The organism is Pseudomonas sp. GW821-FHT03E01 (genome assembly GCF_059420765.1).
Genome location: NZ_JBWKUI010000001.1, coordinates 305,645 through 318,119, shown reverse-complemented (window position 1 = coordinate 318,119; position 12,475 = coordinate 305,645). Strand labels below are relative to the sequence as shown.

Annotated in this window: 10 protein-coding genes and 2 pseudogenes; 2 read left to right on the top strand and 10 right to left on the bottom strand. The window is 57.5% G+C overall.

Going from position 1 to position 12,475, the window contains the following annotated elements; genetic code table 11:
* Positions 1-76 precede the first annotated feature (76 nt).
* The 5 genes from AC07VO_RS01560 to AC07VO_RS01540 form a co-directional block, all read right to left on the bottom strand.
* The gene (locus tag AC07VO_RS01560) at positions 77-1,462 is read right to left on the bottom strand and encodes a GntP family permease (RefSeq protein WP_032833722.1); all 1,386 of its coding nucleotides are present in this window, start codon (positions 1,460-1,462) and stop codon (positions 77-79) included.
* Complete coding sequence (locus tag AC07VO_RS01555) at positions 1,459-1,602, bottom strand: hypothetical protein (protein ID WP_155944795.1); 144 nt, start codon at positions 1,600-1,602, stop codon at positions 1,459-1,461. Before AC07VO_RS01555 ends, AC07VO_RS01560 begins: the two co-directional genes overlap by 4 nt.
* 156 nt (positions 1,603-1,758) lie before the next feature.
* Entirely contained in the window at positions 1,759-2,604 is an 846-nt protein-coding gene (locus AC07VO_RS01550) for an amidohydrolase family protein (protein ID WP_018925911.1), read from the bottom strand.
* A 28-nt stretch (positions 2,605-2,632) separates the two neighbouring features.
* The gene (locus AC07VO_RS01545) at positions 2,633-3,922 is read right to left on the bottom strand and encodes an MFS transporter (RefSeq protein ID WP_018925910.1); all 1,290 of its coding nucleotides are present in this window, start codon (positions 3,920-3,922) and stop codon (positions 2,633-2,635) included.
* Between the two features lie 136 nt (positions 3,923-4,058).
* Positions 4,059-4,790, bottom strand: coding sequence for a GntR family transcriptional regulator (locus AC07VO_RS01540; protein ID WP_086944295.1), 732 nt, complete (start codon positions 4,788-4,790; stop codon positions 4,059-4,061).
* 213 nt (positions 4,791-5,003) lie between these two features.
* On the opposite strand from AC07VO_RS01540, the pseudogene AC07VO_RS01535 reads away from it, so the two are divergent.
* Positions 5,004-5,141 (top strand): annotated as a pseudogene (locus AC07VO_RS01535) (OprD family outer membrane porin); the annotation flags it as partial.
* An 80-nt stretch (positions 5,142-5,221) separates the two neighbouring features.
* On the opposite strand, the gene AC07VO_RS01530 reads toward AC07VO_RS01535, so the two are convergent.
* From AC07VO_RS01530 to AC07VO_RS01515, 4 genes are all read right to left on the bottom strand, one after another.
* Positions 5,222-5,965, bottom strand: coding sequence for a proteasome-type protease (locus AC07VO_RS01530; protein ID WP_086944296.1), 744 nt, complete (start codon positions 5,963-5,965; stop codon positions 5,222-5,224).
* An 80-nt stretch (positions 5,966-6,045) separates the two neighbouring features.
* On the bottom strand, positions 6,046-6,843 hold the full coding sequence (locus tag AC07VO_RS01525) for a transglutaminase family protein (protein WP_495007465.1): 798 nt from the start codon (positions 6,841-6,843) through the stop codon (positions 6,046-6,048).
* A complete protein-coding gene (locus AC07VO_RS01520; protein WP_019578892.1) occupies positions 6,840-7,790 on the bottom strand; it encodes an alpha-E domain-containing protein in 951 nt (316 codons plus the stop codon). The genes AC07VO_RS01525 and AC07VO_RS01520 overlap by 4 nt, the downstream gene beginning before the upstream one ends.
* Before the next feature lie 3 nt (positions 7,791-7,793).
* Positions 7,794-9,203, bottom strand: a complete 1,410-nt coding sequence (locus tag AC07VO_RS01515) for a circularly permuted type 2 ATP-grasp protein (protein WP_007938225.1) — start codon at positions 9,201-9,203, stop codon at positions 7,794-7,796.
* Between the two features lie 1,158 nt (positions 9,204-10,361).
* On the opposite strand from AC07VO_RS01515, the pseudogene AC07VO_RS01510 reads away from it, so the two are divergent.
* Positions 10,362-10,472 (top strand): annotated as a pseudogene (locus AC07VO_RS01510) (ornithine carbamoyltransferase); the annotation flags it as partial.
* Between the two features lie 75 nt (positions 10,473-10,547).
* Here AC07VO_RS01510 and AC07VO_RS01505 read toward each other — a convergent pair.
* Positions 10,548-12,311, bottom strand: a complete 1,764-nt coding sequence (locus tag AC07VO_RS01505) for a SulP family inorganic anion transporter (RefSeq protein ID WP_086944299.1) — start codon at positions 12,309-12,311, stop codon at positions 10,548-10,550.
* Positions 12,312-12,475: the final 164 nt, after the last annotated feature.

Genomic DNA, 12,475 nt, shown 5'->3' with positions numbered 1-12,475 from the left:
CTGTGGAGCGTAACTCTATCTCCCCCCCTCGGCTAACTCGTTCGGGCAGGGTTACTAACTGCGAACAGATCCTGACTCAAACCACCGTGACAGCCGCATTCAACATCAACACCACAATCAAACCGACCACGGCCACGATGGATTGAACCACTGAAATGGTCTTGGTGGCTTCGCCCATAGTCATGCCGAAGGATTCCTTCACCATCCAGAAGCCCGCATGGTTCGCATAGTTGAAGAACAGCGAGCCGCAGCCTATGGACAAGGCAAGCAGAGGCAGGTTGAGGCTGGGATCAGCACCTGCAAGCGGCGCCAGCAAGCCAGCAGCACCAACGATACCGACAGTGGCAGAACCGGTAGATACCGAGAGCAACATCGCGATCAACCAACCCAAGATCAGCGGAGGGAACGCAGACTGCTGAGTCAGGTGCACAATGGCATCGCCCACCTTGGCGCTGGTCAACAGCTCCTGAAAGGCACCACCGCCGGCGATGATCATGATGATTGAGGCGATTGGCTTGAGGCTCTTGCCCAGGGATTCGCGCAATTGCCCCGCATCGCCGCCCCGCGCGAGTACCAGACTTGCCCCTGCGAACAGCACGCCCAGGAGCATGGCGATCAGGGGATTGCCCAAGAAACTAGCCATTTTCAGGATCGCATTGTCCTTGGGTAATACCATCTCAGCGACGGCATGAATCAGCATCAGGATCGCCGGTAGCAAGGCTGCCAGCACGCCAAGGCATACGCTGGTGCTTGGTTGATCGTCGGCTTTTTCAGCCAGGGTGAACTGATCTAGCAAAACCTGATCGGGCCGAGTGCTCATGCGCGGCGAAATGAATGCGCCATAAAGCGGGCCGCCTAAAATCATTGCAGGAATAGCCGCAAGGAAGCCATAGAGCATTGTGGGCCCAACCGAGGTTTTGAGCGCGGCGATGGCCGTCAAGGGGCCAGGGTGCGGCGGTACCATCCCGTGCATGGCTGCAAGTGCCGCAATCACCGGAACACCCACATACACATAGGCTGAACCTTTGAAGCGAGCCTGGCTTTCCAGCTTTCGCGCCACGCTGAATATCAGCGGCAGCATGATCACCAAGCCCACCTCGAAAAACATGGGAATGCCAATTACAAATGCAACCATCATCATGGCCCAAGGTATCATCCGATCCGATGTTCGCTTGAGGATGACCTCGGCGACCTGCTCTGTGACGCCTGCGTCAGCAAGAATTTTGCCTAGCATCGCTCCAAGCGCGATTACGACCCCTACTGCCCCCAGTGTCTTTCCGACGCCGGTGATCAAGTGGGAGACTATGGTTTCTGGTTCCATACTGGTTGCAAAGCCAACGCCAACGGAAACTACTAGCAAGGCCAGGAGCGGGTGCATTTTGAGACGCGACACGATGAGCGCCACCAGCACCAGGACGCTCACCAATGCGGTCAGTAAGAGGTCTACATCTAAGGGAGTCATGAAAGGATCTCGGCTGGGCTGGCGCTCAAACTGCACTCAGATTTGAAAGAGAAGTTTGAAACCGTAACGCCTGTCGGCGCACGCAATAAACCAAACATCGTTTGGGTGCTTTCAACTTCGGCATTGGATGACGTGTTCATGGAATCTACTCTCTTGTAATTGGAATATGCTGCTATTACACAGAACTCTCGATGAGCCACGATAGGTTTTACTGCAACGGTCGCACTTCGAATGTTCTGTATGTATTCGTTTAAATGGGTGAGATGAATGGTCATCTGCAAATGCAGGCGTAAATTTCAGCTTTCGCCTTTCGCAAAACCGAATAACCTTCGAGGGACTTGCACCAGCAACGAATAGCTAACCTGCGTCGAACACTCCAGGGCTTGCAACTGATCGACTACGGTGCTGAAACCGATGCTTTGCTCATGCTGCGTATGCGGCCAGTCGCTGCCCCACACCAACTGGCGAAGGCCGAAACTTTGTTCCAGCAGCGGTAATGCCATTCGAGCGAAATTGATGTTCTGTTGCGGCGTACCTCCCAAACGATAGATTCCCGATACCTTCATCCAGATCGAACCTTTCGATCCCAACTCCAGTAACTCGCAAAAGCCGGGCTGATCGACGCCCGAATTGGCATCCGGCCGACCAAAGTGATCAATCACCAACTTCAAACCGAACGGCGTCAATTGATGGATCAGTCCCGGCAGATCCTTTACCTCCCTATGCAACTCGACATGCCAGTCAAGATCAGCAATGTGGCTGAAAAACTCTCTCCAGGCACTGTTACGAAAATCAGGTAACGCCTTACCCATAAGGTTCAAGCGAACGCCGACCACGCCCAGGTGATCCATGTCATTCAACATGGCGCGACTGACGCCTGGCTCCAGCACAACCACTCCTCGCAACTGCTCCGGCGCTTGCTTCAACGCCGCCAGCAGGTAGCTATTGTCGGTGCCGAGAAAGCTCGGTTGCACCAATACGCCATGACTCAGACCATGAGCGTGCAAGTGCGTCAGATACTGCTCAAGCGTGGCGTCGTAATCAGGGGTATAGCGCCGTGCACCGACCAGGCATAGATCACGGCTAAACACATGAGCATGGGAGTCGATGCCGGTGATCGGCGTAGAACAGGTGTCAGTCATAGCGTTCATCTATAGAAGGTAAAGGGCATCAGGCCCGCGCACTCTCGTTGCCGTTGACCGTTGCTGGCACCGATGCACTCGAGGCTTCGAGGCTGCGTCCACGGGTTTCCGGCAGACAAAGTGCCGCGATCACCGCCACGCCATAGGCAATCCCGGCGTCGATACCAATCGCAGACCCAAGCGACATGGAGTCGCTCATGTGACCGACCAGGAACGGGAACACCGCGGAAAGCACTCGGCCAAAGTTGTAGCAGAAGCCGACGCCGGCGCCGCGCACGTCTGCCGGGTACAGCTCGTTGAACAACGCGCCGAGGCTCGCTGGAATACCGGCCGCGAAGAAGCCGAGCGGGAACCCCAGAAACAGCATCTGGGTATTGGTCAGCGGCAGGAACACATAACACTGCACGGTGACGACACAGCACAACGCGAACAGCACGATGTTTTTGCGGCGGCCAATACGGTCGATCAAGAATCCGCTAACAACGCAGCCACACCAGAAGGCAAAGATGATCACGGCCAGGTAGCCACCGGAGTTCAGCACCGACAGGTTGCGTTCGGTCTTGAGGAATGTCGGCAGCCAAGTCATCACCGCGTGGTATCCGCCGTGTGCGCCCAAGCCCAACAACCCGCCGAACAGCGTTACGCGGAGCAGTTCAGGTCGGAAAATACCGGCCAGGGATTTGAAGAAGCTCTGTGGAATGGCGTGTTCTTTCTGCAAACGTTGGAAGCTGTCAGGCTCCTCGACATTACGCCGTACCCAGAGGATCAGGAACGAGGGCAGCAGGCCTACGATAAACATCACACGCCAGGCCATGTCTTGCGGTACGAACGTATAAATCAGCGCAAATACCCCGACCGCCAGCCCCCAACCGACCGCCCAGGCACTTTGCACAGTGCCCATCACTTTGCCGCGGTATTTCGGGTTGATGGTTTCTGCCATCAATACCGCGCCGGCGGCCCACTCACCGCCAATGCCGAAGCCTTGCAGTGCCTTGACCATCAGCAACTGATGGAACCCTGTGACGAAGGCGGACAGAAAGGTGAAGAAGGAGAACCACAGAATCATCCACTGCAACGTACGCACCCGGCCGTAGCGGTCGGACAACGTCCCCCCTACCCATCCGCCGATGGCCGAAGTGACCAGCGTGACGCCGCTGATCAGCCCGGCATCGCCCTTGGTCAGTGCGAACGCAGCGATCAATGCCGGAATGGCCAGGCCGAACATTTGTACTTCCAGAGCATCCAGCGACCATCCGCCGAAGCAGGCCCAGAACGTTTTGCGCTCCCGAGGAGTGACTTGGCGATACCAGCTGAACATGATTTCTTATCCTTATAAGTGAAACGTGAGGCAGCCGAAAGCGAACCGCGCCGCTACGAGGCCAGGCATGGCAAGCAAGACGATGAAGACGGCGCAGATCAGGCGCCGATGAGCGATCCGCTATTGAGGCAAGGCGCTAGCGAATATCCACGCTGTAACGGAAATGCTGGGCATGCCCACGGGAGCGACGCCATTCCAGAGGCGTCCCGGCGTAGTCACGCGCCAGACGCTCGATCACCACCACGGGACTGTTGACCGGTACTTGCAGCAATCGCGCATGCACGTCGTTTACAGACTCGGCGGTGAGTGTTTCTTCGGCAGAAGCGACGACCTGACCGCAGACTTCTTCGTAAATCGGATACAACAGCGGCCCTTTTCGACTCAGGTCGATCTCCAGCAGCGGCTGAAACCGGCTGCGAGGTAGCCAGATTTCTTCGGCAAGTACCGGCTGAACATCGAGAAGACGTACGCGAACAATGCGAATAACCGGTGCGTCGATTGGCAGGCCTAACGTTTGGGCCACCGCCGAGGGTGCGGCCACCGGCTCAATCGACAAGATGCGACTCTCCGGCACCTGGCGCTCGCCCGCAGCGGTCTGGAAGCGGAAAAATCGGAACAGTGACGATTGAAACTGCGGCCGGCGAACGAAGGTGCCTCGACCTTGCTGACGCTCAAGAACGCCCTCACTGACCAGCGCGTCAACCGCTTTGCGTACGGTGCCAGTGGACAGTTGGTACTCCGCTGAAAGTGCAGCCTCGGTGGGAATGGCCTCCCCGGGACGCCAACGATTGTTGGCAATCTGTTCAGCCAACTGATCTCGCAGGCGCTGATAAAGCGGTAGCCGGACATCGCTGGATAAGGAGTTCATCGACTGTATTCACCTTGTTATCTAGTCATATATATGAATCTTGAGGCGAGTATTCTCCTGATGCATTTTTCTGTCAACAAGGGTTGCTGATCTCGCTGACGAAAGGTGGGTGAGCCTAGGTCAACTGGAATGACCCACTGCCTCAATCCGAGTGAGCCCTACCCGCTCAGCCTGTTCTAAAATCTCCTCTGGCGTCGCGTCCGTAGTGGGCTTGATCTGGACTATGCGATTCAGTCCGGCACGCTTAAAGGTGTCGGACTTGGATGGCGCAACGGCAAGTCCAACAGCGAGGCGGCGCGTGACCAGAACCAGAATCGCTTGATCGTGAGCTACAGCATTCCGCTGCTTTAGCCAATCGACATCACGATATCGCGCACTTGGTAATCGCTGGCCCGGCCGCTTTACTTCAGCGCTGATGCAGAGTCAGCGCTTTATTGGCAGCCCCCCGACATGTAAGCGTCAGGCGGCTCCGGCAATGCGGCAAGCATGTCTTGCAGTCCGGCAGCCCACTGCATACGGATACGCATGAAATACGGGTCATCAGCCGTAATGCGATAACTTTTCGCGCTGGCAAAACTGTCCTTTCTGAACACCAGCAGATCCAGCGGCATACCCACCGACAGGTTGCTGCGCATGGTCGAGTCGAACGAGATCAGCCCGCAGCGCAGGCCCTCTTCGAGTGATGTGCGGTACGTGAGGTTGCGATCGAGTATCGGTCGGCCGTACTTGCTTTCACCCAATTGCAGGAAAGGCGTGTCCTCCGTCGCCTGAATGAAGTTGCCTTGCGGGTAAATGCTGTACACATCCATCGCCCCCTCCGCGATCTGCCCGCCCACCAGAAAAGAGCAACTCAAGTCGGTCTTGCCGGCCAACTTGGTACGGTCCCGGGCGACAACTTCGCGAACGGTTTCGGCCACCAGCACAGTGGCGTCATAGAGTGTGCGGACATTCAACAGGTGCGGGCCAGGCCCGCTGCAACGCTGCTTGAGCAAGTTCACCACCGATTGCGAGGTGGCCAGATTGCCCGCCGTTTGCAACACAATCAGCCGCTCGCCCGGCGTGCTGAAAATAAACAACTTACGAAACGTTGAAATCTGGTCGATACCGGCATTGGTCCGTGAGTCGGAGATGAACACCATCCCGTCGGCCAGGTGCATAGCGACGCAATAAGTCATTTGCGCTTACTCGTGAATTCTGGATGAAAGGCCATACCGTCTCCCCGACGGCATGGCCAATTACGATGAACGTTTCAGGCTTATTGGTGCTGAACCTGAAACAGCGACGTTACCTGTACCCGCGCCAGCATCGACTCGGCCCCGCCACCACGACGCATGCCACGTACCGGGCAGGCGTCGAGGTAGTCCAGGCCCACCGCCAGTTTCAGATGGCGTTCGGGCCGGGCCAGCCGGTTGGTGACATCGAAGCTGTACCAACCATCGTCGAGCCAGGCTTCAGCCCACGCATGGCTGGCCAAGTGGTTTTCATCTTCGGTGCACAAGTAACCGGAGATATAACGCGCAGGAATCCCCAGGCTACGGGCGCAGGCCAGGAAGGCGTGAGTGTGGTCCTGACAGACCCCGCCTCCGCCCGCAAACGCCTCGGCGGCCGTGGTGTCCACGGTGGTTGCGCCCGGGTTGTAGACCATATGGTCGGCCAGGCCGTGCATCAGGTCGATCAACGCCATTCGATCACGCCGTATGCCGCAGTGCTGCACGGCGAAGGCATTCAGGGCATCGTCCGCTATCGTCAGCTTACTGGTGCGCAAAAACGGCAAAGGCGATTGGCTGTCGCGCTCCAGCTCACGGTCCGAGTCGATATCCACCTGACCATAAGCTGTCAGTACCAAGGCCCCATGGGGTTCGTCCATCGTCAACACATGCAGGATGTTGCCGTACGGATCGAACTGGCTGCGCACCAGGCGCGGCAGTTCCAGGTGCCATTCCAGGATGCGCTGGCGTTCACTGTTCTGCGGCGTCAGACGCAGGAACTGAATGCTGGTGCAGACTTCATCGGCGTAGCTGTAGGTGGTGTCGTGGCGTATGGACAGTTTCATACGGCCTCCAGATAGGACTCGTGAACGGTCTGGCCGAGATGGCGAACCTGGGAGATGAAGTCAGTCAGCCAAAGGTGCAGACCGAAGCCTAGAATCTCGTCGATACCGGTGTAGCGCAGCCGAGCATTCAACTCGGCGGCCAATCGCTGGGCGGCCCGCCCGTTGCTGCCCGGCAGGCTGGCGAGTATATGGTCCAGTTCCTCGATACAGGCATGCAACGAACGCGGGACGTCGCTGCGCAACAACAGCATCTCGGAGACCTGCTCGGCGCCCGGCGCATTGCGGTAGATCTCGTTGAACGCCTCGAAGGACGACAAGGCCCGCAGCAAGGCACTCCACTGGTAGTAGCCGCGCGCGGAGTTGTCACTCACCTCCTCCGACTCCTCGCCGAACATTTCGTAGCGTGCATCCAGCAGGCGCAGCGTGTTGTCTGCCCGCTCAAGGAAAGTCCCCAGGCGAATGAAGCAGTAGGCATCGTTGCGCATGATGGTGCCCGAGGTCGCACCGCGGAACAGGTGCGAACGCTCCTTGACCCACTCGCAGAAATGGCTGATGCCATAGCGCGCCAGACCATTGCTGGCGATGTTGCGCATCTCCAGCCAGGTGGCGTTGATGTTCTCCCACATGTCGGCGGTGATGCGTCCGCGCACGGCATGAGCATTGGCTCGCGCGGCTTGCAAACAGCAATAGATACTCCCGGGGTTGGTTTCATCCAGCGCGAAGAAGTGCAACATGCGTTCGGTGTTGAGCTCTCCATAACGCTCGTTGTAATCGTCCAGCGTACCGGCGGCGAGCAGCGACATTGCCAGTTCGGCGCGGCCATCGGTACGCCCCGCCTGAGGCATCAACGACAACGAGTAACTGACTTCGAGCATGCGCGCCAGGTTTTCGGCGCGCTCCAGGTAACGGGACATCCAGTAGAGGTCCGAAGCGGTTCTTGAAAGCATGTCTTAGTCCTCCACTACCCAAGTGTCTTTGGTGCCGCCGCCCTGAGACGAGTTCACCACCAGCGAGCCTTCGCGCAATGCCACGCGGGTCAGGCCACCGGGCACCAGACGGGTTTCTCTGCCCGACAGCACAAACGGGCGCAGGTCAATGTGGCGTGGGGCGATGCCGTTTTCGACAAAGGTCGGGCACGTTGACAGGCACAGGGTTGGTTGGGCGATATAAGCTTCGGGGCGTGCCTTGAGGCGCGCGCGGAAGTCTTCGATTTCCGCCGCCGTGGCCGCCGGGCCGACCAGCATGCCGTAGCCACCGGAACCCTGGGTTTCCTTGACCACCAGCTCAGGCAGATTCGCCAACACATGGGACAACTCTTCCGGTTTGCGGCATTGCCAGGTAGGCACGTTCTTGAGGATCGGTTCCTCGGCGAGGTAGAAGCGGATCATGTCGCCGACATAGGGATAGATCGACTTGTCGTCGGCCACGCCGGTGCCGACGGCGTTCGCCAGCACCACGTTGCCTGAGCGGTAAGCGGCAATCAGGCCCGGTACGCCGAGCATGGAGTCCGGGTTGAACGACAGAGGATCGAGATACGCATCGTCGAGACGGCGGTAAATGACGTCCACCTGTCTGGGGCCTGCGGTGGTGCGCATATAGACGTGATCGTCGCGGACAAACAGATCTGCGCCTTCAACCAGTTCCACGCCCATTTCACGGGCCAGGAACGCATGCTCGAAGTAAGCGCTGTTGAAGCGGCCCGGGGTCAGCACCACGGTCGTGGGATTGTCCAGCGGACTGGAGCTCCTCAAGGTGTCCAGCAGCAGGTTCGGGTAGTGATCGATGGGCGCCACACGCTGGGCGGCGAAGAGTTCGGGGAACAAACGCATCATCATCTTGCGGTCTTCAAGCATGTAGCTGACGCCGCTGGGGGTGCGCAGATTATCTTCCAGTACGTAGTAGCTGCCATCGCCGTCGCGGACCAGATCGACCCCGGCGATGTGGGCGTAGATGCCCCGGTGCAGATTCAGGCCCTGCATGGCGACCTGATAACCCTCGTTGGCCAACACCTGTTCGGCCGGGATGATGCCTTCCTTGAGAATACGTTGCCCGTGGTAGATGTCGTCCAGGAACATGTTCAACGCCTGGACCCGCTGAATGCAGCCCCGCTCGACCATTTGCCATTCGCTGGCCTTGATGCTGCGCGGAATGATGTCGAACGGAATCAACCGTTCGGTGCCCTGCTCGTCCCCGTATAAGGTGAAGGTGATGCCGGCTCGGTGGAACAACAGGTCGGCTTCGCGACGACGTTGATCCAGCAACTCCAGAGGTGTGTCCGCCAACCAACGCGCGAACTCCTGGTAATGTGGGCGGCAGCCACCACTCGCATCATACATTTCGTTAAAAAAAGCTCGGGACATACCCTACTCCTTGCCGCAATACAGACGGCATTTTCTTATAACTTCGCTATTTCAATAAAATCAGGCCTTACGTTGTTTTAGTGAGTACTGTTTCTGTTGAGCACCTCAGTGTGCGTCGTTAACTTCCTGTCTCATTTGGAAACAAATTCCGCGTGAATTCGGCAACCTGTTGACGCGTTCCGACGCCAGAGACTTGGCCTTTGCGGTTTGATTTCTGGCGCCCCATTTATAACGTTCCCCCATAATTTTTTTTCGATGAAAAACCACACTAGCGGTGGTTTGAAAGTACTTTTGCAAGGGCTGTGCCCAACTATTGTTACGATCGATAAAAACCGGAAAAACCCTTAGACAAGCCGGAATTGCGACACATCGTTTCATTTTTGAGACGAAAATCGATAAGACTACTGAAACGGTTTTTCCACTTGTAACTTGCACAACTCTGGATCGGACGAAAATGGTGCATTTGGCAACTGATTTGAGTTTTATGCCCTACAAGCGGGAAATTCCTACTCACTGTTTTTATTCTCCGTGTAATACAAGGCGTCCAGCGCGGCGCATTGATGAATACCGACGCACTATTAATGGTCAATAAAATGCACCCGGAGATGACGCCTGAAGCGAAGCTGCAAAGTAGTGAGGCATGGAGGACGGCCCGACACTGAGCCTTACCATCCGTACTACGCCAAAACCATATTCCACGCCCCGATGGCCAAGCTACAACGCAATAGGCATTGAGCTAGACAGTTGCTGTCCGACGCACGGCATCAGGCCGCGGGCAAACAGATCAGGATAGTTGATCCTGATCAATAGTTTGCCGGTTGATCGCGTACACGCTGTCGGGCACGCAACGACGCAATGCCATGGATTGCTCACCGCCAGCGTACTCAGAAACATCAGGATGATTGATTCCTGCCTTTTTGGAGCGCCGTCAATGAAGATTTATGTTGAAAAAGACCCTGCACAGAATTGTTGGTGGGTTCACATGGGTCTGTGGATGGCGAGCTTCCGCAGCCTTGATGGTGCCGAGTCTTTTGTCGAGAGATTGAACTCCCGAATCAATGCCCCGCACTCTCTGGAAATGATTACAAACCGTCCTTTGTGGCCGGGAACGATTTCCCGCAGCTCGCCTCTCGATCAGCACGATGAACCTCACTTGACAAAGCCTGGGCCGAACGTATCAAGCAACTGTTGCCGTACCAGGTCAACACGGACTTGATGAAAGCCACCGGCAACCCGCGCCCCCGGTTCATGCACTGCCTTCCGGCATTCGTTCTGTGAAATCCGAGCGTCCACGAGCGCTTTGCTTTCCCGGGAAATCCCGCCTGCGAAGCTCATTGGCGCGGGCTAACCCACTGGATAAATCACGAGATAACTTTCGACCGCATCGTCTATCGTTGGAAAAAACGCCGTTTCGCCCAGCTTGGCGAAAAGCCCGAATCGCTTTAGCTTGTCCTTGACCGGATCCTTCATCTCGGCCACGCACAACTTGATACCCGCCCCACGCAAGGTTTCATCGAGTTCAGCCAGCATATCGGCAGAAGTTACGTCCACGCTGGTGACCGGTTCCGACGCTACAACCAGCCAACGCACGGGCGAAGGCGATGTTGCCACGGCGTCCAGTACCCGGTCATTGAACAGCTCGGCATTGGCGAAAAACAAAGGCGCATCCCAGCGAAACAAAACCAGGCCTGGGATAAGGCGCGCGTCGGGATAGCGCTTGATATCGTGGTAACCCCGGATCTTTTCCGGGCTGCCCAGAACCGCCGAGTACGGGCGCCAGCCATCCCACAGGAACTCGATGACGGCGATCACGATGGCCAGGCCGATGCCCTCGATCGCGCCCAGTACGACCACACCGATGGTGCAGACGATCGACAGCCAGAATTCCCAGCGCTGGATGCGATAGATTCGTCGCAGGTCGGTCACTTCGATCAGGCCGATGGCGGATGCGATCACCACTGCCGCCAATGCGCTGGTAGGCAGGTTCTGCAACAGGTTCGGCGCCGCCATCAGCAATAAGGCAACTGCGATCGCACCGACGACACCGGTCAATTGGGTTTTCGCGCCTGCGGCCTCGGCGACGGGTGTCCGGGATGAACTGCTGCTGATTGGAAAACCTTGAAAAAACCCGGCGGTCAGATTGGCGAAGCCGAGCCCGACCATTTCCTGGTTCGGGTCCACATAAGTACGAGTCCGCGCCGCATAAACACGAGAGAGCACACTGGTGTCGGCGAACGAAACGAGGGCGACGGCACAACCACCAATCAGGACGGGGACGATATCAGCCCTGGTGATCCAGGGAATGGCGAATGCTGGCAGCCCCTGTGGGAGCGATCCCAGGACCGACACCCCGGCGCGAGCTGCAAGGTCCAGTACACCAACGGCAACGGTCGCGCCTGCCACTGCGACCAGAATGCCCGGCACGCGTTTATTGCCCTTGAGTAGCAGGATCACCGACAGAGTACTTGCGCCCACCGTGAACGCGGCCCAGTTGGTTATCCCAGCCATCACTGCTGTAGCGATCTCCCATACATTTCTCAGCGGCCCGTCGGTTTCGATCGAAAAACCGAAAAACTTTGGCAGTTGACTGATCAATACCACCAGCGCAATCCCGTTCATGTATCCGTAGCGGATCGGTTTGGAAAGCAGCTCAGTAATGAAGCCCAGACGCGCGATGCCAGCCAGGATGCACACCACCCCCGAGACGATCGCCATCATGCCCGCGAGGGCGATTGCGCGATGCGGATCGCCGCCGGACAGTGGCAAGACGACGGCCAGGATGACAGCAGCCAGCGAAGAGTCTGGCCCAAGCACCAGAATCCGGCTGGGACCGAACAACGCATAAGCGAGTAATGGAACGATCGTTGCGTAGAGCCCGTAAATACCGGGTACGCCCGATGCCACCGCATAGGCGATGCCGACGGGTATCAGCATTGTGGTGAGCACCAGTCCGGCCACGAGGTCGTGGCGTAACCAAATCATTTGGTATCCGCGCAACGTATGCAGTCCCGGGAGCCAGCGGTCCCAGAGGGTCTGGCCGTCGTTCGACTTGCGGTGCGCAATCCGCCCCGGTTCCGGGACGGGAGGCACAATATCCGAATGACTCATGGCAATGCAGCCCTTGGCGGAGACTCGCTCGGCAATCCGTCAGAATTTTTCGGGAATTCGCCGCAACGGATAATCCGGCTCGCGATAACCGCCTGCCTTCTCTTGCAGACCGCTCATTCGTTTTATCCAGATCGCGTGGACGGCCCTTCTGCTCTTGACGTTTA